At 72.9% G+C, this 20195-nt stretch carries 26 protein-coding genes and 1 tRNA gene; 16 read left to right on the top strand and 11 right to left on the bottom strand.

The window, feature by feature from the left end; genetic code table 11:
- Positions 1-5: 5 nt before the first annotated feature.
- The 4 genes from ACOTKD_RS08205 to ACOTKD_RS08190 form a co-directional block, all read right to left on the bottom strand.
- A tRNA-Ser gene (locus ACOTKD_RS08205) sits at positions 6-95 on the bottom strand.
- A 113-nt stretch (positions 96-208) separates the two neighbouring features.
- Positions 209-700, bottom strand: coding sequence for a tRNA adenosine(34) deaminase TadA (tadA, locus tag ACOTKD_RS08200; protein WP_052393010.1), 492 nt, complete (start codon positions 698-700; stop codon positions 209-211).
- A 34-nt stretch (positions 701-734) separates the two neighbouring features.
- Positions 735-1262 carry a tRNA adenosine deaminase-associated protein gene (locus tag ACOTKD_RS08195; protein WP_424888398.1) on the bottom strand — a complete coding sequence of 176 codons (528 nt, stop codon included), beginning with the start codon at positions 1260-1262 and terminating at the stop codon, positions 735-737.
- Positions 1263-1577: 315 nt separating this feature from the next.
- Positions 1578-1802 (bottom strand): hypothetical protein, encoded by a 225-nt coding sequence (locus ACOTKD_RS08190; protein ID WP_424888194.1) that lies wholly within the window; start codon positions 1800-1802, stop codon positions 1578-1580.
- 189 nt (positions 1803-1991) lie between these two features.
- Between ACOTKD_RS08190 and upp the strand changes: the two genes are divergently transcribed.
- The gene (upp, locus tag ACOTKD_RS08185) at positions 1992-2627 is read left to right on the top strand and encodes a uracil phosphoribosyltransferase (RefSeq protein ID WP_391828784.1); all 636 of its coding nucleotides are present in this window, start codon (positions 1992-1994) and stop codon (positions 2625-2627) included.
- Between the two features lie 179 nt (positions 2628-2806).
- Here the strand turns inward: upp and ACOTKD_RS08180 are convergent, their stop codons facing one another.
- The 3 genes from ACOTKD_RS08180 to ACOTKD_RS08170 all read right to left on the bottom strand — a co-directional run bounded on the left by ACOTKD_RS08180 (position 2807) and on the right by ACOTKD_RS08170 (position 4701).
- On the bottom strand, positions 2807-3532 hold the full coding sequence (locus ACOTKD_RS08180; protein WP_424888193.1) for a LytR C-terminal domain-containing protein: 726 nt from the start codon (positions 3530-3532) through the stop codon (positions 2807-2809).
- A 115-nt stretch (positions 3533-3647) separates the two neighbouring features.
- On the bottom strand, positions 3648-3944 hold the full coding sequence (locus ACOTKD_RS08175; RefSeq protein ID WP_030368795.1) for a type II toxin-antitoxin system VapB family antitoxin: 297 nt from the start codon (positions 3942-3944) through the stop codon (positions 3648-3650).
- Positions 3945-4101: 157 nt separating this feature from the next.
- Positions 4102-4701 (bottom strand): helix-turn-helix domain-containing protein, encoded by a 600-nt coding sequence (locus ACOTKD_RS08170; protein WP_424888192.1) that lies wholly within the window; start codon positions 4699-4701, stop codon positions 4102-4104.
- 88 nt (positions 4702-4789) lie between these two features.
- Between ACOTKD_RS08170 and ACOTKD_RS08165 the strand changes: the two genes are divergently transcribed.
- The gene (locus tag ACOTKD_RS08165) at positions 4790-5497 is read left to right on the top strand and encodes a B3/B4 domain-containing protein (protein WP_424888191.1); all 708 of its coding nucleotides are present in this window, start codon (positions 4790-4792) and stop codon (positions 5495-5497) included.
- A 64-nt stretch (positions 5498-5561) separates the two neighbouring features.
- On the opposite strand, the gene ACOTKD_RS08160 is transcribed toward ACOTKD_RS08165, so the two are convergent.
- Positions 5562-6182, bottom strand: a complete 621-nt coding sequence (locus tag ACOTKD_RS08160) for an HhH-GPD-type base excision DNA repair protein (RefSeq protein ID WP_424888190.1) — start codon at positions 6180-6182, stop codon at positions 5562-5564.
- A 173-nt stretch (positions 6183-6355) separates the two neighbouring features.
- Here ACOTKD_RS08160 and ACOTKD_RS08155 point away from each other — a divergent pair, with 173 nt between their 5' ends.
- The 7 genes from ACOTKD_RS08155 (at position 6356) to ACOTKD_RS08125 (ending at position 11573) form a co-directional block, all read left to right on the top strand.
- Positions 6356-7168 carry an alpha/beta fold hydrolase gene (locus tag ACOTKD_RS08155; protein WP_424888189.1) on the top strand — a complete coding sequence of 271 codons (813 nt, stop codon included), beginning with the start codon at positions 6356-6358 and terminating at the stop codon, positions 7166-7168.
- A 278-nt stretch (positions 7169-7446) separates the two neighbouring features.
- A complete protein-coding gene (locus ACOTKD_RS08150) occupies positions 7447-7629 on the top strand; it encodes a hypothetical protein (protein WP_424888188.1) in 183 nt (60 codons plus the stop codon).
- A gap of 91 nt (positions 7630-7720) precedes the next feature.
- Positions 7721-9475, top strand: a complete 1755-nt coding sequence (locus ACOTKD_RS08145; RefSeq protein ID WP_424888187.1) for an asparagine synthase-related protein — start codon at positions 7721-7723, stop codon at positions 9473-9475.
- Positions 9466-9777 (top strand): PqqD family protein, encoded by a 312-nt coding sequence (locus ACOTKD_RS08140; RefSeq protein WP_424888186.1) that lies wholly within the window; start codon positions 9466-9468, stop codon positions 9775-9777. Before ACOTKD_RS08145 ends, ACOTKD_RS08140 begins: the two co-directional genes overlap by 10 nt.
- Positions 9774-10259, top strand: a complete 486-nt coding sequence (locus ACOTKD_RS08135) for a lasso peptide biosynthesis protein (protein WP_424888185.1) — start codon at positions 9774-9776, stop codon at positions 10257-10259. Before ACOTKD_RS08140 ends, ACOTKD_RS08135 begins: the two co-directional genes overlap by 4 nt.
- 112 nt (positions 10260-10371) lie before the next feature.
- A complete protein-coding gene (locus tag ACOTKD_RS08130) occupies positions 10372-10827 on the top strand; it encodes a hypothetical protein (RefSeq protein WP_424888184.1) in 456 nt (151 codons plus the stop codon).
- Complete coding sequence (locus ACOTKD_RS08125; protein ID WP_424888183.1) at positions 10824-11573, top strand: alpha/beta hydrolase family protein; 750 nt, start codon at positions 10824-10826, stop codon at positions 11571-11573. Before ACOTKD_RS08130 ends, ACOTKD_RS08125 begins: the two co-directional genes overlap by 4 nt.
- 89 nt (positions 11574-11662) lie before the next feature.
- On the opposite strand, the gene ACOTKD_RS08120 is transcribed toward ACOTKD_RS08125, so the two are convergent.
- Complete coding sequence (locus tag ACOTKD_RS08120; RefSeq protein WP_424888182.1) at positions 11663-12085, bottom strand: STAS domain-containing protein; 423 nt, start codon at positions 12083-12085, stop codon at positions 11663-11665.
- A 540-nt stretch (positions 12086-12625) separates the two neighbouring features.
- Here ACOTKD_RS08120 and ACOTKD_RS08115 point away from each other — a divergent pair.
- From ACOTKD_RS08115 to ACOTKD_RS08095, 5 genes are all read left to right on the top strand, one after another.
- Positions 12626-12790, top strand: a complete 165-nt coding sequence (locus ACOTKD_RS08115; RefSeq protein WP_169748845.1) for a hypothetical protein — start codon at positions 12626-12628, stop codon at positions 12788-12790.
- A 24-nt stretch (positions 12791-12814) separates the two neighbouring features.
- On the top strand, positions 12815-13108 hold the full coding sequence (locus ACOTKD_RS08110; protein WP_424888181.1) for a Dabb family protein: 294 nt from the start codon (positions 12815-12817) through the stop codon (positions 13106-13108).
- A gap of 150 nt (positions 13109-13258) precedes the next feature.
- Positions 13259-14281, top strand: coding sequence for an RNA polymerase sigma factor SigF (locus ACOTKD_RS08105; RefSeq protein WP_424888180.1), 1023 nt, complete (start codon positions 13259-13261; stop codon positions 14279-14281).
- A gap of 188 nt (positions 14282-14469) precedes the next feature.
- Positions 14470-15303 (top strand): RNA polymerase sigma factor SigF, encoded by an 834-nt coding sequence (locus tag ACOTKD_RS08100; RefSeq protein ID WP_058045431.1) that lies wholly within the window; start codon positions 14470-14472, stop codon positions 15301-15303.
- A gap of 432 nt (positions 15304-15735) precedes the next feature.
- A complete protein-coding gene (locus ACOTKD_RS08095; RefSeq protein WP_424888179.1) occupies positions 15736-16251 on the top strand; it encodes a hypothetical protein in 516 nt (171 codons plus the stop codon).
- Positions 16252-16285: 34 nt separating this feature from the next.
- Here ACOTKD_RS08095 and ACOTKD_RS08090 read toward each other — a convergent pair whose 3' ends face one another.
- Positions 16286-16504 (bottom strand): hypothetical protein, encoded by a 219-nt coding sequence (locus tag ACOTKD_RS08090; RefSeq protein ID WP_424888178.1) that lies wholly within the window; start codon positions 16502-16504, stop codon positions 16286-16288.
- A gap of 213 nt (positions 16505-16717) precedes the next feature.
- Here ACOTKD_RS08090 and ACOTKD_RS08085 point away from each other — a divergent pair, with 213 nt between their 5' ends.
- Both ACOTKD_RS08085 and ACOTKD_RS08080 read left to right on the top strand, forming a co-directional pair.
- Positions 16718-17167 (top strand): MarR family winged helix-turn-helix transcriptional regulator, encoded by a 450-nt coding sequence (locus ACOTKD_RS08085; RefSeq protein ID WP_424888177.1) that lies wholly within the window; start codon positions 16718-16720, stop codon positions 17165-17167.
- A 51-nt stretch (positions 17168-17218) separates the two neighbouring features.
- On the top strand, positions 17219-18856 hold the full coding sequence (locus ACOTKD_RS08080; RefSeq protein ID WP_424888176.1) for an MDR family MFS transporter: 1638 nt from the start codon (positions 17219-17221) through the stop codon (positions 18854-18856).
- 203 nt (positions 18857-19059) lie between these two features.
- Here ACOTKD_RS08080 and ACOTKD_RS08075 read toward each other — a convergent pair whose 3' ends face one another.
- The gene (locus ACOTKD_RS08075; RefSeq protein ID WP_424888175.1) at positions 19060-19830 is read right to left on the bottom strand and encodes a TetR/AcrR family transcriptional regulator; all 771 of its coding nucleotides are present in this window, start codon (positions 19828-19830) and stop codon (positions 19060-19062) included.
- Between the last annotated feature and the right edge of the window lie 365 nt (positions 19831-20195).

Genomic DNA, 20195 nt, shown 5'->3' with positions numbered 1-20195 from the left:
TTCGCTGGCGGTAGCGGTGGGATTTGAACCCACGGTGGAGTTGCCCCCACACACGCTTTCGAGGCGTGCTCCTTAGGCCGCTCGGACACGCTACCGAGAGAGAGCTTAGCGGACGGTGGGCCGTGCTCTGAAATCGGTACCGGAGCGAACCGGTGTGACGCTCCTCATGAAAGCGCCGCAAAGGCGCCGGAAGGGCGCCCGGAGGCGCTCACCGGGAGCGGAAGAAGTCGGTGAGGAGCGCGGCGCACTCCCCGGCGAGGACGCCCTGGATCACCTCGGGCCGGTGGTTGAGCCGGCGGTCGCGGAGGACGTCCCAGAGGGAGCCGGCCGCCCCGGCCTTCTCGTCGACGGCGCCGTAGACGACCCGGTCGACGCGGGAGAGGACGATCGCACCCGCACACATCGTGCACGGCTCCAGCGTCACGACCAGCGTGCAGCCCGCGAGGCGCCACTCGCCGACGGCCCGCGCCGCCTCGCGCAGGGCGAGGACCTCGGCGTGGCCGGTCGGGTCGCCGGTGGCCTCGCGTTCGTTGCGGCCGCGGCCGATGACGGAGCCGTCCGGGCCCAGCACGACGGCGCCGACCGGCACGTCGCCGGTGGCGGGGGCCCGTACGGCCTCGTCCAGGGCGGCCCGCATGGGGGCGAGCCACGGGGCGCGTACGGGGTCGTGGTCGGTCGGCTCGCGGACGGCTTCGTTCATGGCACCAGTGTGAGCGAACCGGGCCCGGCGGCCGTCAGCGGACGGCCTCCAGGACCTCCGTGCAGCCGAGGGCGTCGGCGATCTCGCCGAGCGCGTCCCCTCCGAGGGCGAGCAGCTCCTTCGCGCTCACGCCGAGGTCGGAGAGGATCTCGACGTCACCGAGCGGGCCGGCCGGCCGCGGCTCGACGTCGCCCGCCTCGTCGGCCTCGTCCTCCGCGGGCTCGGGCTCGCCGTCCTCGGTCCCGTCCAGGTCGAGGTCGTCGAGCTCGTCGGTGTCGGTGTCGTCGCGGCCGATCAGCTCGTCGACGAGCATGGCGCCGTACGAGCTGCGGCCCGCGACGACGGCGTTCGAGACGAAGACGCGCGGGTCGTCCTCGCCGTCCACGCGGACGACGCCGAACCAGGCGTCCTCCTGCTCGATGAGCGCCAGGACCGTGTCGTCGTCCACCGCGGACTCACGGGCCAGGTCGGCCAGGTCGCTCAGGGTTTCCACATCGTCGAGCTCTGTGTCGCTCGCTTGCCATCCGTCGTCGGTGCGCGCGAGCAGTGCGGCGAAGTACACCGTGACTCTCCCACTGGTCATAGGCGGTGCCGGGCCGGACGGGGACCACCCCGCCCACTCGGAATCGTGGCAGAAACCTCGCCGTTGCGAGAGGTCTTCCGCGCTGCGTCGTGCAGCAGTCCGAAGAGATGTGCCTCACGTGACGCCGCCGGGCCGCCGTCCGGGCGGTGCGTCACCGGCCGATCACCCGTGGATCACCGTGCGGGGCGCCGCATGGATCAACCGCATGGGTCACCGCACGGACCAACGGACGGACCACCGGACGGACCACTGGACGGGCCACTGGACGGGCCACGGGGCGGGCCACGGGGCGGATCACCAGCGGAAGGTTCGCATCCGCATCTGCTGGCGCATCCGGGCCGCCCGGGCCCGGCGCGGCTGCACCCGGTCGCGGAGCTCCTTCGCCTCGTTCAGCTCGCGCAGGAACTGCGCGCGTCTGCGGCGGCGGTCCGCCTCCTCCTCGGCCCCGGGGGCGGTTTCGGTTCCGGGCGCGTACGCGCCGGGCTTCGTGTCGGACTTCTCGGGGGCGTCTTCAGCCATGGCAGGACCACCTCGTGCCGAGTACTTCGCCGGCCACGTCCGGAGCGACAGACCGGGCGTACGTGCCCACTTTCCCCCTAAGTGGTGGTTTGATGCCAGTGCGGCGACAGACCGTCGCAGACCTGCGGCGGACCGTCGAACGCCGCACGGCGGCCGCCGGGGGCCGAAAGCTCGGTTAATGTCGATGTCATGCGGATCCACGTCGTCGACCACCCCCTGGTGGCGCACAAGCTCACCACCCTGCGCGACAAGCGCACCGACTCCCCCACCTTCCGGCGTCTCGCCGACGAGCTGGTCACCCTGCTCGCCTACGAGGCCACGCGCGACGTGCGCACGGAGCAGGTGGACATCGAGTCCCCGGTCACGGCGACCACCGGCGTCAAGCTCTCCCACCCGCGCCCGCTGGTGGTGCCGATCCTGCGCGCCGGCCTCGGCATGCTCGACGGCATGGTCCGGCTGCTGCCGACCGCCGAGGTGGGCTTCCTGGGCATGATCCGCAATGAGGAGACCCTCAAGGCGGAGACGTACGCCACGCGCATGCCCGACGACCTCTCGGGCCGCCAGGTCTACGTCCTGGACCCGATGCTGGCGACCGGCGGCACGCTGGTCGCGGCGATCCAGGAGCTGATCTCCCGCGGTGCGGACGACGTCACCGCGATCTGCCTGCTGGCCGCCCCGGAGGGCGTCGAGGTCATGGAGCGCGAGCTGTCCGGCGCGCCGGTGACCGTCGTCACCGCCTCCGTCGACGAGCGCCTCAACGAGAACGGCTACATCGTCCCGGGCCTGGGCGACGCGGGCGACCGCATGTACGGCACGGCGGGCTGACCGCCCCTCCACGACGAACGCGTCGGTCCGGCGGCCCTGCATTCCGCCGGACCGTCGCCGTAGTGGTGCTTCGCCGCTGCGGCGGGCAGTTGTTCTCCGCCGCAACGGCGACGAGTGACGACGGCGCAGTCCGGCGGTGCCGGACCCCGCGGCGTCACTCCCTCAGGGCTTCCACTCCCTCAGCACTTCGAGGGCCTCGGTGCCGGGGACGCCTTCTTCGAGGGCGAGGGCGGCGCCGAGGAGGGCGATCCCGAGGGTGCCGGTCCCTCACCCGGTTCGACGCCCATGTCGGTCAGGGCCCGGTCGGCGTCCTTCCGCGCCGTGAGCTCCTTGAACTCGTTTCCGATCACCAGGTCGACGTCCTCGTCGGTGTCGCGCTGGTCGTTCTTGATCTCGGCCCCGGCCATCTGGGTGCCGATGACCCGCAGCGCCCCCTCCGCGGCCGTCGGCGCGCCGATCAGCAGGCCGACCCGCTCGACCTTCTTGTCGTAGAGGGCGGGGGCGTTCCCCACTTTCCCGATCCTGAAGCCGCGGCTCTGGAGCTCGTCCGCGGTGATCTTGGCGAGTCCGCCGCGCGGAGTCGCGTTGTAGACGTTGACGGTGATGTCGGAGGGGCGGGGCAGCGGTTTCGACTCCGCTTCCTCGTCCGCGGCCGCCTTGCAGTCGCCGTCCTTCGCCCCTTTCCCGCCCTTCGCTCCCGCACCGTGGGCCTGTGTCTCGCTCGGGCCCCCGGTGAAGACGTCGACGAGCTGGAAGGTCCCCCATCCGGCCAGGGCGAGCGCGGCGGACGAGGTGACTGCGGCGAGCACGATCCTGCGGCGGTTTCTGGGGCGGCGCATGTGCGGGAATCGCTTGCCCGTAATGCGGTATCTGCCGCCCATGCCGGGAGGGGTGAGCATGCTCATGGGCGCAGCGTAGTGCGGGGCGGGGCCGCTGCCTACTAAATGATCAATGGGTTCGCGCGGCCCAACCCGAAAGGCCGAACAACGGCCGGGAACAACGGCCGGAAAGGGTCTCCGGTCAGCCCAGTTCGAGCACGCGCGCGTGCAGCACCTGGCGCTGCTGGAGCGCGGCCCGCACGGCGCGGTGCAGGCCGTCCTCGAGATAGAGGTCGCCGTGCCACTTCACGACGTGGGCGAAGAGGTCGCCGTAGAAGGTCGAGTCCTCGGCCAGCAGGGTTTCCAGGTCGAGCTGCTGCTTGGTGGTCACCAGCTGGTCGAGCCGCACCGGGCGCGGGGCGACGTCCGCCCACTGCCGGGTGCTCTCCCGGCCGTGGTCGGGGTACGGCCGCCCGTTTCCGATGCGCTTGAAGATCACACGGAAAGCCTACCGGGCGACAGGCTCCCGGCGCAGCCACGGCACGGCAGCGCGAAGGCGACAATCGGCCGCATACCAGGAGCAGCGGGGGCGGTTTCCGGCGCGGAATTCGATAGGTGATCCGTACAGGAAATCCGCCGTCCACAGGCTGGGGACATCAGCCGTGCGGCGGCACGAGGACGACCCCCGCGTACTCGGTCTCCGACTCCGTACGGTTCGCGTAGGAGTGGGGGTGGTCGCCCGCCATGCGCAGTCCGTACCCCTGCGGAAGGACGACCTCCTGTCCGCCGGCCGTGACGGTGAGGGTGCCGCGGAGGACGTGGAGGAGTTCGACCGTGCCGCGGACGTGCGCCTCGCTGTGGTGCTCCTCGCCGGGGGCGAGCCGCCAGTGCCACAACTCGGCGCCCACGGGCGGGGCGGCACCGGTGACGAGCAGACCGCGGCCGCCGTCCGGGCCGGTCCACAGGACGGGCTGGTCCGCGGGCGGGGTGAGCGTCAGGAGGGGCTCGGCGGGCTGCTGGAGCAGGGTGGTCAAGGGGACGCCGAAGGCGTCGCAGAGGCGCACGAGGGTGGCGAGGTTCGGGTTGGAGCGGGCGTTCTCCAGGGCGACGAGCATGCCCTTGCTGACCCGGGCCCGGGCGGCGAGGACGTCGAGGCTCCAGCCCCGCTCCCTGCGCAGGGCCCGCACCCGGGCGGCGACGGCCTCCATGACGGCCCGGTCGTCGGCGGATTCCGTCCCCGTGTCATTCCCACTCATGCCGGTCATCTTCGCGCGTCCGCCTCTCCGGTCATTTGATGCTACCGTCCGGGTCAGTAAAACGACCACGCAGCCACAGGAGAGCGTCGTGAACCCGGACCGGAAGCCCGATCTCGAAGCGGTGGCCGCGAGCGTGCGCGTGGACGAGGCCGTCCGCGCGCTGCGGCCCGACTTCGCCGTGCTGGTGATCGCGGCCGACGGGCTGCCCGCGGGGCCCACCGACGCCTGGTCGCGCGGCCTGCTCGCCGAGGCCGCCGCGACCGCCGAGGGGCTCGACGCCACCGCCGACCCCCACGTCGCGGCCTGGCGGGCGGCGTACGGCGCGTTCGGCGCCAAGCCCGGCCGCACGCGCAACAGCGCCGAGGCCCTGATCCGCCGTGCCCCCGCGGGCCTGCCGGAGGTCAACCTCCTGGTCGACGTCTACAACGCCGTGTCCGTCGCGCACCGCCTCCCGGTCGGCGGCGAGGACCTGGCCGCGTACGCGGGCGCGCCGCGCCTGGTGCGCGCCACGGGCGACGAGGTGTTCGACACGGTGGCCGGCGGCGCGCCCGCCACGGAGCACCCCGAGCCCGGCGAGGTGATCTGGCGCGACGACCTGGGCGTCACCTGCCGCCGCTGGAACCACCGCCAGTGCGTGCGCACCCGCATCACCGAGAAGTCGGTGAGCGCGCTGTTCCTGCTGGAGCGGCTCGACCCGATGCCGCTCGGCGCGCTCGACGCCGCGGCCGGCGACCTCCTCGCCCGGCTGCGCGAGCGCGCGCCCGGCGTGCGCGCGGCCTCGCGTCTGATCCGCTGACACCGGGTCCGACGGCGCCGTGGTCCGCTCCCGGCGGCGCCGCCGGGAGGGAGGCCGGGCCCGGTCAGCTCTTCTTCCTGGCCGGCCGGATGGTGGCCTTCTCGGCCGCCGCCTGCTTCGCGGCGCGCTTCACCTCCTGCTTGTGCGCCCGCACCTTCGCCAGCGACTCGGGGCCGGTGATGTCCGCCACCGACCGGTACGAGCCCTCCTCCCCGTACGCGCCGGCCGCCTCGCGCCAGCCCTCCGGCGCGACCCCGAGCTGCTTGCCCAGCAGCGCGAGGAAGATCCGGGCCTTCTGCTCGCCGAAGCCGGGCAGTTCCTTGAGCCGTGCGAGCAGCTCCGCGCCGGTCCCGACGCCTTCCCACACGGCGCCGGCCTCGCCGCCGTAGTGCTCCACCAGGTACTGGCAGAGCTGCTGGACGCGCTTGGCCATCGAACCGGGGTAGCGGTGCACCGCCGGCTTCTCCGACAGCAGCCCGGCGAAGGCGTCGGGGTCGTAGGCGGCGATCTCGTACGCGTCGAGGTCGTCGCGTCCCATCCGCTGCGCGATGGCGTACGGGCCGGAGAACGCCCACTCCATGGGGATCTGCTGGTCCAGCAGCATCCCGACCAGCGCGGCGAGCGGGCTGCGGCCGAGCAGGGCGTCGGCCTCGGGCTGCTGTGCGAGGTGCAGGGTGATGTCCATGCTCCGATGATCGCCCCGGGGGGTGCGTGCGGGAAGGAGCCGGGGGCCCGGGGTGTCACCCCTCCGCCGGCCGCGCGCACGCCCCGTGGGCGAACGGGTGAACCCCGGGGCGGGGCCCTTGCGGGCGCGGCGGCGCGCGGCTGTCATGGACGTCCGAGCGAGGGAGGCCCGGCATGGCGCGAGTCCGGGTGCGCGGCGTGGAGCTCTTCCACGAGGTCGTGGGCGAGGGCGAGCCGCTGGTGCTGGTCCACGGCGGGCTGACCGACCACTACACGTGGCAGGCGGTCGTCCCGGCCCTCGCCGCGTCCTTCCGGGTCCTCGTCTACGACCGGCGCGGCCACAGCGGCAGCACGCGCACCCTCGGCAACGGCGTCCGCAAGGACCACGAGGACGACCTGGCCGCCCTGATGGAGACGCTGGGCTTCGCCCCGGCGCACGTCGCGGGCAACTCCTTCGGCGCGTCGACGGCGCTGGGCCTGGCCGTTCGCCGCCCCGGCCTGTTCCGCAGCGTCATCGCCCACGAGCCCCCGCTGCTGGGCGTGATCCGCGGCGACGACCCGGTCCACGTCCTGATGCGGACCGCGCAGGAGGGCATCGACACGGCCGTGGCCCTCATCCTCGCCGGGGAGGAGAGTGAGGGAGTTCGCCGCTTCATGGAGGACGTGGCCCTCGGCCCGGGCTCCTGGGCGGCCCTGCCCGCCCGGGTGCGCGCGGCCCTCGTCGCCAACAGCCGCGCCTTCGCGTACGAGCAGTGCGACCCCGGCTGGGCGAGCCTCGACCTCACCCGGCTGTCCGGATTCTCCGGGCGGACACTGCTGACGTACGGCACGGAGAGCCTGCCGTGGCTCCCGCCGGTGACGATCGAGCTCTCCCGGACCCTGCGGCAGGCGGAGCTCAGGGGGCTGGAAGGCGCGGGGCACGTGCCGCAGGTGTCGCACCCGGACCTGTACGCGGCGATGGTGCGGGAGTTCATCGCGGCGGGGTGACGCCCCGGGCCCCGCCCTGCTGCCGCCCTGCCGCCATCCTGCTGCAGTCCTGCCGGCGCCTGCGCCGCCCGCCCGCGTGACACCGCGTGAGGCCCGTCCCGGCGTGCGCACCGGTACGTGAGCGTCCGCGCGCCGCGTGCCCCGCCACCCGCTCCGGGGCGCCGCTCCAGCGCGTCATCCCCCTCTGTGCGGGAGCGGCGGAAGTGCACGACCGTGGAGTGGGCGGGACACAGTGCCCTGCAGTGCCAAGCCGTGCACAGCGGAACAGGGGGACCGCAATGGAGAGCACGCACGACCCGATCACGCCGGCGACCGACCACTCCGCGACCGTCCAGCGCTCCCGCACCGTCAAACGCCCTTACGTGGAACCGCAGATCGACGAGCTCGGCACCGTCGAGCACCTCACGGCCCACGGCAGCACCCTCCTCCCCGACTCGCCGAACAGCCGCGCGCTCCTCTGACCCGCGCGCCCGCCGCCCCGGCCCGCGCCGGGGCGGCACCGGACCGTACGGACGTGCGGTGCCCGCGCGAGCGATGCCGGAAGGGGAAGCCATGGAGACCGTGTCCGTTCCCGACGGCGGCCGTCCCGGCGGCGGCCCTCCCGTCGGCGACTACCTGGGCTGCTACGGGCGCGTCCCGTTCGGCGGCCACGCGCCCCGCATCTCGTACGTCAGCGCGCCCTTCGGCCGGCGCCCCGCCTGGTCGGACCCCGGCCGCCACCTCGTCCAGTGGGCGGCCCCGGGGACCCCGCGGATCCCGTACCCCTCCGAGCGGGAGAGGCTGCTCCTGACCGGCGTCGTCCGGGGCCCGGTGACGCCCGCGTGGGTGCACCGCCTCACCCATGTCCTCAAGGAGGGCCGGCACGCCGAACTGGCCCGCATGCCCGGCGCGCTGTCCGGCGCGCTGGTCGCCGACCACCGGGTGTTCCTCTTCCGCAGCGCCACCAGCGAGGAGGCCCTGCACTACCGCCGCTCCCGGGACCTGCTGCGCTTCTCCACCGACCCGGCCGACCTCCTCGACGGGCCCGGCGAGTTCGGCCGCGAGGAGGTGTGGCGCGCCTGCCGCGGCGACATGGTCTTCGTCTACCCCGGCATCGCGCGCGTGCCGCCCGGCACGGTCGTCACCCTCGAACGCGGCTCCGCGACCACGGCCGCGTACGACCCCGTGACGCCGCTGGACCTGCCCCCGCGCACGACGATGACGGAGTTCGCGGAGGCCGCCTGGGAGCTCGTGGTGGAGGCCGTGCGCCCGTACGCGGGCCGCGGCCGGACCGGCATCCTGCTCAGCGGCGGCCTCGACTCCGCGGCCGTGCTCGCGGCGCTCGTGGAGTGCGGCGCGGACGCGGTCGCCTACCACTACGCCACGCGCGACCCGCTGGCCGACGAGTCGGCGTACGCCCGGGCCGTCTGCGACCACCTGGGGGTGCCGTTCGTCCCCGTCCCCACGGACCACGGCGCGGGATACCTGGACGAGCGCTGGCGGTTCCCCCACCCGTACAACCACCTGGCCTACCGGTGGCTGGAGCAGATGGCCGAGCGCGTCGCCCAGGACGGCGTCACGTTCCTGGCCTGGGGCCGCGAGGGCGACCGGATCTTCGGCCCCGCCCGCTACGGCCTGCACGACGTCCTCACCGGCGACCTGCCCGCCCGCGAGAAGGCGACGCTCTGCCGGGGCCTGCTGACCTCGCGCTGGGAGCTCCCCCGCATCCTGCGCAGCGCCTCGCCCCGCACCTCCCTGCTCGACGACCTCGTGCCCGCCGGCGGCGCCGTACGCCCCGCCGACTTCCTCACTCCCCTCCCCGGCGCACCGGCGGACGCCTTCGACACCGCCCACGCACCGCAGGAGCACTGCGCGAACCTCACCGTCTGGCGGCCCCGCGGCATCCAGCTGTGCAACCCCCTCGGCAGCAAGGGGCTGCGGAGCCTCGCCGCCCGCCTGCCGCACGCGTACCGCCTCCTGCCGCACCAGGGGCGGCTGATCACCAAACCGGTGCTCCGTCTGATGCTCTCCGGGCGGTTCCCGGACGCCGTGTGGCGCCGCCACGGCCGGCTGTGGCTCGGCTCCCCGCACAAGGACTACGTCCTGCGTCACCCGCACGTGTTCGCCGGTCTGCTCGGCCGCCCGGACGCGCACCTCGTCCGCCTGGGCATCGTCGACCCCGAGCGGCTCGCCCACGTGCTGGCCGAGCCGGCGCGGCTGCGCCTCAACGCGGAGAGCCTGATCGGCACCGCCATGACCGAGCTGTTCCTGCGCAGCGACGCGCGGCACACGCCGCCCGGCCCGAGGGGACGGACCGCATGCCGCTGATCGGACTGGCCCGGCACGCCGTCTTCGACGACACGGACGGCGCGGGCGTCATCCTCGACACCCGCCGCGGCGTCTACCTGTCCCTCAACGACACCGCCACCCGCATGCTGCGCACCGCCCTGGCGTGCGACTCCGTGGCGGCGGCCGTCGCCCGCCTGCGCGAGGACTTCGACGCGGACGAGGAGACCCTGGCCGCCGGACTCGCCGGACTCACCGCCCGGCTGTGCGAGCACGCACTACTGGAGCAGGACGCAGACGCCGCGGCCCCGCGCCGGTGGGGCCGCCGGAGGGAGGGCCGGTGAGCACGCACACGGACTGGGAGTTCTTCCTGGACGACCCCATAGGGGGCGCGCCCGCCCCCGCCGTCCCGCACCGCCTGCGGGCCGCCGCCCTGCTGCGCACGGCCCGGGCGCTGTGGCTCTTCCGGCGGCGCGGCTGGCGCGGCGCGTACCCGTACCTGTGCCGGATCCGGCCCGTGCGGGGCTCGGCGGCGCTGTCCGGGCTGCCGCCCGCGACCGCGGTCCGGCTGGCGCGCCGGGAGATCCTCGCCGCCCAGCTGGTGCTGCGCGCGATGCTGCCCAACGGGCTCTGCCTGCCGCGGTCGTTGGCCCTGACCGCGTATCTGTGCGCGCTCGGGCTGCCCGCCCGGATGACCGTGGCCCGGGGCCGCGCGCTGTCCACCCCGGCGAACGCCTTCCACTCGTGGACCGAGCTCCACGGGGCGGTCCTGACCGACAACCCGGACGTACGACTGGGGTACACGGTCCTGCAGCGGGTTCCGTGATCCGCAGTCCTTTGATCCACGCGTCTTTGATCCACAGGCTCTTGTCCACGCCGATCGATTGTTCTAGCGTGATACGAACAAAGTGATCCGGCTGGATCGGGGGGTGGGTGACGTGGCGGTCTGGAGCCGCACGGTCGTGGCGGGTTGGCTGGTGGCCCTGGGGGCGGTCTCCGCGGTGGGGTTCGTCGTGGCGGGGCTGCTGGTGGAGAGTCAGCTCCCGTTGTTCCTGTGGCTGCTGGTGGCCTCGGCGGCCCTGGTGGTCACCGGAGCGGTCCGGGTCACCGTGACGGACCGGGACGTGACCGTGCACGCGGTCGTGCTCCCCCTCGTCCGGCGCCGGATACCGCACGCCCGCATACGGGAGGCGACGGCGAAGCGGTCCCGGCCGATGGAGCTCGGCGGTTGGGGGTACCGCTGGCTGCCCGGACAGACCTCGGTCTCGCTGCGCGCCGGGGACGCCCTGTGGCTGGAACTGACGTCCGGGAAGTTCTTCGTCGTCACGGTCGACGACGCGGAGGAGGCGGCGGAGCTCGTGAACGGCTACGTCGCACAGGAGGCTTCACGGTGACCGGAACCCTCACCCGCACCCCGGCCGGCAAGGCCGTGGACGTCTACGCACCGCCCGGCGGCGGCACCGCGCCCACCGTCCTGCTCTGGCACGGCATGGGGCCGGACGAGCGGGACATCATGCGGCCCGTCGCGGAAGCGGCCGCCGCGCAAGGGGTCGTGGTCCTCGTCCCGGACTGGCGCTCCGACGCGCCCGACCGCGGGGCGGCGCACCTGCTGGGCTCCCTGGCGTTCGCGCGGGAGCGGGCGGCGGACTTCGGCGGGGACCCCGGCAGGCTCGTGGTGGCGGGCTGGTCGGCGGGTGCCGGAGCGGCCGTCGTGACGGCGCTGCGGCCCGATCTCCTCGGCGGCTTCCGGCCGATGGCCGTGGTGGGCATAGCGGGCCGGTACGACGTCCCCGCCCGGACCACGGGTTCGGTCCCGGTGGAGGACCTCAAGGAGGGCCTCAAGGAGGACCTCGCGGAGGAATTCGCGCACGCGGCGCCCGTGCCGGTGCTGCTGGTGCACGGCACCGAGGACGACCAGGTGGACGTCCGCAGCAGCAGGGAGTTCGCCGCCGCGCTCCACACGCACGGCCTGCCCGTACGGCTGGAGGAGCCGGCGACGGACCACGCCGGGGTCCTCATGAGCGCGTACGACCCGGAGCTCGGGCGGCTCCGTGCGAGCAGCGCCGAGCACGCGCTGACGGGCGGCCGGACCACGGCCCGGGTGCTGGCCGCGGCGGCGAAGGGGATCGTCGCGCCCTGACCTCGCGGGGCTTGCTGACCTCGCGGGGCTTGCTGACTTCGTGGGGGCGCACCGACCTCGTGGGCGCGCACCGACCTCGCGGGGCCTCCTCAGGCGACGCTCCCGTCCCGCGGCCCGGCCTCCTCCGCCGGCGCGAACTCCGGCTGTACGAGTTGCACGGACGGCACGGCCGGAACGGGCGGGAAGGCGTCCAGGATGTCGAAGGCCGCGTCCACCCCCGACACCCGCATCACGCGCGCCACGCGCGGCACTCCCCGCACCAGCCGCAGCCGCCCGCCCCGGCAGAGCATGCGGTGCCGGGCTCTGAGCAGCAGGCGGAGCCCGCTCGCGTCCAGGAAGGACACCCGGCGCAGGTCGATCACGATGTCGGCGCGGCCCCGCTCGGTCAGCGCGTCCATGCGCGGCCCGAGCTCCTGCTCCGCCAAGATGTCCAGCTCACCGTGCAGTTCAATGATGATCGCGCCGCACGCCACGCGCTCCCGCATGGCGAAGGCGGGCTCTTGCGCGCCCATGTCGCCCCTCACCGACCTCCCTCGGCCCCTCACTTCCGGCACCGCGCATCCGCCGGTTGCCGGATACCTTTCTGGTGCCCCCGCAGTAGGCCGATCTCACCTTCGACGCAAAGCTGTCATCTCGCGTACAGGCGCGCCGCACGGGGCGCACGCGGGCCCGGGCGCTCGAAGGAGAAGGCACGGGGAAGAGCAGAGGGGGAAGTGCAGGTCGGGGGAAGCGGCATCGGGGGGACAACCGCTTCCCCCGGCGGGGGCACGGCCTCCAAGTACGGGCCGCGGTCGGGGGGGAAGCTCGCGGCCCGGACCCCGCAGTGAGGCCATGTCCCTGCCCGGCGGATTCCTGCCAGATCCGGTACGGGCACCCCCCATCCTCCGCCCCGCCGCACGCCGCCCCGTACGGCGAAGGACCCGGCTTGGCAGGCCTTTGGTCCTTAAAGGCGACGTGAGGAAGCGGGCACGCTCCCGGCATTCGGGCAAACGTACGGTTAGACTCCGCCACCGGAGAGGGGATCGCGGGGATCACCGGGGAGGCAGTGCGCCGTGGAGAAGGCGAAGAAGATCACGCTCTGGGTACTCGGCGTTTTCGTGGCGTACACGATCATCCACTCCCCCAAGCGGTCGGCGGAGCTCGTCCAGATAGGGTTCGAGGGCATCTCGGACGCCGCCAAGAGCGTCGGCGAGTTCATGACCCAGCTGATCAGCTGACCGACCCGGCGTGGAGGCACTGCCGTGATTCGTCATCTCGTCCTGTTCAAGCTCAACGAGGGCGTCACGCGCGACGACCCGCGCGTCGCCGCCGGAGTACAGGCGTTCGAGGAGCTGGGCAAGCAGATCCCGGAGCTCCGCTTCTGGGAGTGCGCCTGGAACGTCTCCGACCGGCCGATCGCCTACGACTACGCCATCAACTCGGCCGTCGACGACGCCGAGGCGCTCCAGCGCTATCTGGACCACCCGGCGCATCAGGCGGGTGTCGCGCAGTGGCGCGAATTCGCCACTTGGGTGATCGCCGACTACCCCTTCTGAGCGCCCGCAGCGCACGGCCCCTCGCCACCTTGGCGAGGGGCCGTTTTTATGGTCAACACGATGTTATGGGGTTCTTGCACACAGTGCACATGTCTTGTGATGCTATGACCGCTTTTGCCGGATGAGTTGACCATGAAGGGTGGCAGAACCGTGTCGGCCCGAACCGTCCCCGAAGCCCCCCTCCAGGAAACCCCTGCTCAGGCCCTCGGCCCGGACGCCGGGACCCCGAACGCGACCCACGCCGAACCGGTGCCGGACCCGGAACCCGGACCCGCCGACGGCCACGGCCACGGCCACGCTGCCAGTACCGGCGCCGGCTCCCAGGAGCCCCTCGCCGACACCTCCGGCACCCCCGACGCCCCCGACGCCCCCGAGGCAGCCGAGGCAGCCGACCCCGATCACCCCAGGAGCCGCGGAGCGGACGCCAGGGCGCTCACCCAGGTGCTCTTCAAGGAGTTCGTCGCCCTGGAGCCCGGCACGCCCGAGCACGCCCGTGTGCGGGCCGCGCTCATCGAGGCCAACCTGCCCCTCGTCCGCTACGCGGCCGCCCGCTTCCGCAGCCGCAACGAACCCATGGAGGACGTGATCCAGGTCGGCACGATCGGCCTGATCAACGCCATCGACCGGTTCGACCCGGACCGCGGGGTGCAGTTCCCGACCTTCGCGATGCCGACCGTGGTCGGCGAGATCAAGCGGTACTTCCGCGACAACGTCCGCACCGTGCACGTGCCGCGCCGGCTCCACGAGCTGTGGGTGCAGGTCAACGGCGCCAGCGAGGACCTGACCGTGCTGCACGGCCGCACGCCCACCACCGCCGAGATCGCCGAGCGGCTGCGGATCCCCGAGGACGAGGTGCTGGCCTGCATCGAGGCCGGGCGCTCGTACCACGCCACCTCGCTGGAGGCCGCGCAGGAGGGCGACGGGCTGCCCGGCCTGCTGGACCGGCTCGGCTACGAGGACCCCGCCCTGGCCGGGGTCGAACACCGGGACCTCGTGCGCCACCTGCTCGTGCAGCTGCCGGAGCGCGAGCAGCGCATTCTGCTGCTCCGCTATTACAGCAATCTGACGCAGTCGCAGATCAGCGCGGAGCTGGGCGTCTCCCAGATGCACGTATCCCGGCTGCTCTCCCGGAGCTTCGCCCGGCTGCGTTCCGCAAATCGAATCGAAGCCTAACCCTCACGAGTGACCCCCTCCTCATACGAGGCGGCAGATATGTCGACTTGACGCTACAGCGCGTTGCCGACATGTGACATTCTGCAGGAACTGCGTTTGCCACAGCGCGGCCTCCGGTATTCAGGTGGGGGCCAACCCCTCGTGCGAGGGGCACCGCTGTGACCCGTCCGCGACCTCAAGGGGGTGGCATGTCCGTAGACCTGGGCAGCGCGAAGGTGCTCGCCACCGACGCACCGCACGCCGTGCTCGACGACTGCGAATCCATCGACACCCGCACCCTCTCCCGCTCACTCTTCCTGCGCCTGGCCGCCCTCGACCGGGACAGCGCGGAGCGCGCCTATGTCCGCGACACCCTGATCGAGCTCAACCTCCCCCTCGTGCGCTACGCGGCCGCCCGCTTCCGCAGCCGCAACGAGCCCATGGAGGACATCGTCCAGGTCGGCACGATCGGCCTGATCAAGGCGATCGACCGGTTCGACTGCGAACGGGGGGTGGAGTTCCCCACCTTCGCCATGCCGACGGTCGTGGGCGAGATCAAGCGGTTCTTCCGGGACACGAGTTGGTCGGTGCGCGTGCCGCGCCGGCTTCAGGAGCTGCGTCTCGCCCTCACCAAGGCCAGCGACGAGCTCGCACAGAAGCTCGACCGCTCGCCGACCGTCCCCGAACTGGCCCTGTGCCTGGGCGTCTCCGAGGACGACGTCGTCGACGGCCTGGCCGTGGGCAACGCCTACACCGCCAGCTCGCTCGACTCGCCCTCCCCCGAGGACGACGGCGGCGAGGGCTCCCTGGCGGACCGGCTCGGCTACGAGGACAGCGCGCTGGAGGGCGTGGAGTACCGCGAGTCACTCAAACCCCTGCTGGCCAAACTGCCACCGAGGGAGCGGCAGATCATCATGCTGCGGTTCTTCGCCAATATGACGCAGTCCCAGATCGGCGAGGAGGTCGGCATCTCCCAGATGCACGTGTCCCGGCTCCTGACCAGGACGCTGTCGCAGCTCCGCGAGGGCCTCATCGCGGACTAGGCGCACCGTCACGGGGGCCTCACGGGGGACCATCCACCACACGGCGAATCGCACGGGGGATCGCCGGACCCGCACCGTCCGTACCGCCCGACTCTGTACTCCTGACTGACCGTCAGCCACACTGGGCCGATGCGCCGGAAGACGATCGTCTCCGCATCCGCCTCAGCCGCGGCGGCCGCACTCGCCCTGGGAGCCGTTCTCGCAGGTTGCGGCGGCACCGACCGCGACGCCTACGTCGCCTCCGAGGCGGCAGGCCCCGGCTCGTCCTCCCACCCGGTGGGCGGAGCCGTTCCGCCCGACAAGGGCGTTGAGTTCCACCCTTTGCCCGCAGCGCCGTCCTCCGGCCACCCATCGGGCCACGCGCCGGGCTCCGCGGCTCAGGGAGCTTCCTCCCCGCCGCCGGCTTCGTCCTCACCGTCACCGTCATCGCCGTTGCCGCCGCAGTCGCCGTCGGCGTCGCAGCCCGGCAGGAGCAGCGGGTCGCAGGGCGCCGGACTCGGCGCGGATCCTCGTACGGGCGCCGGAAGCTCCTCGCGCACGGCGGGTCCCGCATCCCCTGCGAAACCGCCGCCTCCGCACCCGTCGCCCCGTCCGCCGTCCTCACCGGCCGGGCAGCAGCCCTCGCACACGCCCGAGCCGGCCCGGCTCACCGTCGGCGAGTCGCGGCGGTCCGCGGACGAGGAGGGGCGGCGCTGGTGCGAGAAGGTCACCGCGCCGCTCACCAACTCCGGCGGCAGCCCCGTCACCTCGGGCACCGTCACCTTCGGCACGCACGTGATCGACCTGCTCGGCATCGACTGGGCCACGCTCACCTCGTCGCAGCCGCTCCCGGTGCCGATCGGGGCGGGCGCGACGGTCGAGGCGGCATGGACCGTGTGCGTCGACGCCTGGCGCGTGCCGTGGGGCATGCGCGTCGAGACGCGCGACGTGAAGGTGGAGTGGGGCTAGCCCGGCGCCCGGCCGGCGCGGCAGCGCCGACGGGTCAGCCGAGCGCGAGCCACACCACGGCCGCGACGACAACGACGGCCGCGATCACTCCGGCGATCACGCCGACGCGGGGACCGGACGACCGGGCGGGCGCCGGTGCCGCGCGCCTGCTGCCCACGGGGCCGCCCTGGCCCTCGTCGACGAAGGCGCGGAACATCTGCGTGCTGCCCGCGGGGTCGTAGCTCTCGGGGTTCTGCTGATGGGGGTTGGCCATAGGCCAGGACCCTAGCGAAGGAGGGCGGGGCGGTGCGCAGCGCCCCGCCTTGCCGAGGCGCTCCGTCCGCTTCGCGCCCTACCTGCGGTTTTACGGGGACCTGTGGTTCCTTGGCCCTACCTTTACCCAGGGAAACCCCTTTTCACTTGCCTGCAGCAACCAAATTCTGGTTACATCGTTGCCCTAAGCAACTGAAGGTGGGGAGGGCGGCGCATGGCCGAGCAGGAGCAGTACGAAGAGCTCGCCCGGCAGCTCAGCAGCATCGCCGCCGTCCGGCGCGACCTCGCCCGCGTGCTCCCGGCGGACTGCTCGCCGGCCTCGGCCATCGTGCTGACGATGCTGCGGCAGTACGGCGAGATGCGCATGGGCAAGCTGGCCGAACTGCTGATGATCGACATGTCGGTGACCAGCCGGCACGTCGCGTACGCGGAGGCCCGGGGCTGGCTCGAACGGCACCCCGACCCCGCGGACCGGCGGTCCCGGCTGCTGCGCATCAGCCCCGCCGGCGAAGCCCTGCTCCGGCAGGTCTCCGGGCGCTACACCCAGGCGCTCGCGACCTGCCTGCGGGACTGGTCGACGGAGGACGTCGGCCGGCTGATCGAACTGCTCGGCCGGTTCCGCAACAGCTTCGACGGCTGCCGGACCACGACCCGCACCCCGTAGACGCACACCGCACACCACACACCACACGCATTCGCACTGCAAAGGAACTTCATGGCTACGACCACACCGGCCGGTGTGGGGGGCGGCCACGCCAAGCACGGCGGCCAGGACGCCGGCGCCCCCATGACTCACCGGCAGATCATGGAGGCGCTGTCCGGGCTGCTGCTCGGCATGTTCGTCGCCATCCTGTCCTCGACGATCGTCTCCAACGCGCTGCCGGAGATCATCTCCGACCTGCACGGCAGCCAGTCCTCCTACACCTGGGTCGTCACGGCCTCGCTCCTGGCGATGACCGCGTCCACCCCGCTGTGGGGCAAGCTCTCGGACCTGTTCAGCAAGAAGCTGCTGGTCCAGATAGCCCTGATCGTCTACGTCGCGGGCTCGGTCGTGGCCGGCCTCTCGCAGAACACCGGCACGCTCATCGCCTGCCGCGCCATCCAGGGCATCGGCGTCGGCGGTCTGTCCGCCCTGGCGCAGATCATCATGGCGGCGATGATCTCCCCGCGGGAGCGCGGCCGTTACAGCGGCTACCTCGGCGCGACCTTCGCCGTCGCGACGGTCGGCGGCCCGCTGCTCGGCGGCGTCATCACCGACACCGACTGGCTCGGCTGGCGCTGGTGCTTCTACGTCGGCGTGCCGTTCGCCGTGATCGCGCTGATCGTGCTGCAGAAGACGCTGAAGCTCCCCGTGGTGAAGCGGGACGTGAAGGTCGACTGGCTGGGCGCGTTCTTCATCAGCGCCTCGGTCACGCTGCTGCTGGTGTGGGTGACGCTCGCGGGCAAGAACTACGACTGGATCTCCTGGCAGACCTACGCCATGGTCGGCGGCTCGATCGTGCTCGGCGCGATCTTCGTCCTCGTCGAGTCCAAGGCCTCCGAACCGATCATTCCGCTGCGGCTGTTCCGCAACAAGACGATCACCCTGTCGTCGGCGGCGAGCCTCTTCGTCGGCGTCGCGATGTTCAGCGGCACGGTCTTCTTCTCGCAGTACTTCCAGCTGGCGCGCGGCAAGTCGCCGACGATGTCCGGCGTGATGACCATCCCGATGATCGCCGGCCTGTTCCTGTCGTCGACGATCTCCGGCCAGATCATCACCAAGACCGGCCGCTGGAAGGCCTGGCTGGTCAGCGGTGGCGTGCTGCTCACGGCGGGCCTCGGCCTGCTCGGCACGATGCGGTACGACACCCCGTACTGGCACCTGGCGGTCTACATGGCGCTGGTCGGCCTCGGCATGGGCATGATGATGCAGAACCTCGTGCTCTGCACGCAGAACCAGGTCGCGCCCAAGGACCTCGGCGCCGCGAGCTCCGTCGTCACCTTCTTCCGCTCCCTCGGCGGCGCGGTGGGCGTCTCGGCGCTCGGCGCGGTGCTCGGGCACCGGGTCACGGACTACGTCAAGGACGGCATCGCCGCGCTCGGCCCGCAGGCCGCGGCCGCAGCGGCCAAGAGCGGCGGCTCCGGCGGAGGCATCCCCAAGCTGGACGCGATGCCCGCGCCGCTGCGCACGGTCGTCGAGAGCGCCTACGGGCACGGCGTGGGCGACGTGTTCCTCTACGCGGCGCCGTGCGCGCTGCTGGCCTTCGTCCTGACGCTGTTCATCAAGGAGGTCGCGCTGCAGGGGCGGCCGGGAGCGGCCGCCGCGACCGCCGCGGCCTCCGCGGAGAAGGAAGCCGTCGAGCAGAACGGCTGACAGACCCCGTCGGGCCGGGGCGCGGAATCGAGCGGAGACGCGCCCCCGGTCAGGCGGCACCGGGACCCGAACGGCATGAACGGTCCCGGGGACGGGCCCCGGTGGTGGCGCGCGCGAAGGCAGGGGACGGCCTGCGCGCCACCGCCGGGGCTTCGTTGTGCCCCCGGCCGGGCGGCCGTTGCGCGCGGGCCGGCCGGGGCGCGTCAGCTGGGACGGTCCCGCATGACCTCGATGCCGGCGATCACGAGGTCCAGGGCGTACTCGAAGTCGCGGTGCCGCATCTCCGCGACGGTCCCCTTGGCCCAGCTCTCGGTGACCTCGGCGGCCTCCCGGTAGTTCTCCGTCCACTCGGGACTGGCCGAGACCACGTTCATGACGTCCCGGAAGTACTCGTCCTCGCTGACGCCCGCGGCCCGGCAACGCTCCTTGTACAGGCCCTCGATCGTGCAGAAGCCGTAGACGAACTGGAAGACGGCCGCGAGCGCGCCGGTGATCCGATCCTGCGGGATGCCGCTGCGGGCCATCACCGCGATGGTGGCGTTCGAGTACGCCATCGAGCGGGGGCCCAGGTTGAGGTAACGGCCGAGGAGGCGGGGGGCCCACGGGTGGGCAGCGAGGGTCATGCGGTACGCCTCGGCCAGGACGCGGAGCTGGTCGCGCCAGTCGGCGCTCTCGTCGGACAGGTCCGGCAGGCCCATCTCGCCGGCGATCTCGTCGAGGACGTACTCCAGGAGGTCGTCCTTGTTGTCGACGTACCAGTAGACCGACATGGCGGTCACGCCGAGCTCGGTGGCGAGCCGCCGCATGGAGAACTTCTCCAGGCCCTCGGCGTCGAGGAGGCGGATGGTCGCCGCGACGATCCGGTCGCGGTCGAGGTTGCCCTGGTCGTCCCCGCGCCGCGGGGCGGAGGCCGGCTTCCCGGCCAGCCACACACTGGTCCGCGGACCGCTCGTCTGCTTACCGCCGCCCGCCATTGCCCTGTGCCTCCCTGTTCCCGACCATACGCCCGAATGCTAGGCCCTCGGGCCTGCGGCCCCGGGCCCCCGACCTCGCTCCATCCGGAGCCGGCCCCCACGACAGGCCCGCTATCGCGGGCCCACCCACGGACGGACCGCCCGCACGCCCCCGCCGCGGCAGATTCAAAGGCCCGGAGCCCCCGGACACGAAGGGCCCGCCACCACGGGCCCACCCTCACGGGGCGGACCGCCCGAATCCCCCCCGCCGCAACGGCGACCAACCACACACCACCTGACCGGCGGTACCGAACCCACCACGGGTCACTCCGGCACCGCCGGACCCCGCCACGGGGGCTGATCACCGCCGCGGCGGACTCAAAGGC

Source organism: Streptomyces sp. XH2, assembly GCF_049725035.1.
GTDB lineage: Bacteria > Actinomycetota > Actinomycetes > Streptomycetales > Streptomycetaceae > Streptomyces > Streptomyces roseoverticillatus.
The sequence above is the reverse complement of the archived record's forward strand: the minus strand, read 5'-3'. Positions and strand labels throughout refer to the sequence as shown.

Coding starts and splice junctions, on each gene's coding strand:
- tadA (WP_052393010.1), bottom strand. CDS start 700: ATGAACGAAGCCGTCCGCGAGCCGACCGACCACGACCCCGTACGCGCC.
- ACOTKD_RS08190 (WP_424888194.1), bottom strand. CDS start 1,802: ATGGCTGAAGACGCCCCCGAGAAGTCCGACACGAAGCCCGGCGCGTAC.
- upp (WP_391828784.1), top strand. CDS start 1,992: ATGCGGATCCACGTCGTCGACCACCCCCTGGTGGCGCACAAGCTCACC.
- ACOTKD_RS08180 (WP_424888193.1), bottom strand. CDS start 3,532: ATGAGCATGCTCACCCCTCCCGGCATGGGCGGCAGATACCGCATTACG.
- ACOTKD_RS08170 (WP_424888192.1), bottom strand. CDS start 4,701: ATGAGTGGGAATGACACGGGGACGGAATCCGCCGACGACCGGGCCGTC.
- ACOTKD_RS08160 (WP_424888190.1), bottom strand. CDS start 6,182: ATGGACATCACCCTGCACCTCGCACAGCAGCCCGAGGCCGACGCCCTG.
- ACOTKD_RS08155 (WP_424888189.1), top strand. CDS start 6,356: ATGGCGCGAGTCCGGGTGCGCGGCGTGGAGCTCTTCCACGAGGTCGTG.
- ACOTKD_RS08150 (WP_424888188.1), top strand. CDS start 7,447: ATGGAGAGCACGCACGACCCGATCACGCCGGCGACCGACCACTCCGCG.
- ACOTKD_RS08145 (WP_424888187.1), top strand. CDS start 7,721: ATGGAGACCGTGTCCGTTCCCGACGGCGGCCGTCCCGGCGGCGGCCCT.
- ACOTKD_RS08140 (WP_424888186.1), top strand. CDS start 9,466: ATGCCGCTGATCGGACTGGCCCGGCACGCCGTCTTCGACGACACGGAC.
- ACOTKD_RS08120 (WP_424888182.1), bottom strand. CDS start 12,085: ATGGGCGCGCAAGAGCCCGCCTTCGCCATGCGGGAGCGCGTGGCGTGC.
- ACOTKD_RS08100 (WP_058045431.1), top strand. CDS start 14,470: ATGTCCGTAGACCTGGGCAGCGCGAAGGTGCTCGCCACCGACGCACCG.
- ACOTKD_RS08090 (WP_424888178.1), bottom strand. CDS start 16,504: ATGGCCAACCCCCATCAGCAGAACCCCGAGAGCTACGACCCCGCGGGC.
- ACOTKD_RS08085 (WP_424888177.1), top strand. CDS start 16,718: ATGGCCGAGCAGGAGCAGTACGAAGAGCTCGCCCGGCAGCTCAGCAGC.
- ACOTKD_RS08080 (WP_424888176.1), top strand. CDS start 17,219: ATGGCTACGACCACACCGGCCGGTGTGGGGGGCGGCCACGCCAAGCAC.
- ACOTKD_RS08075 (WP_424888175.1), bottom strand. CDS start 19,830: ATGGCGGGCGGCGGTAAGCAGACGAGCGGTCCGCGGACCAGTGTGTGG.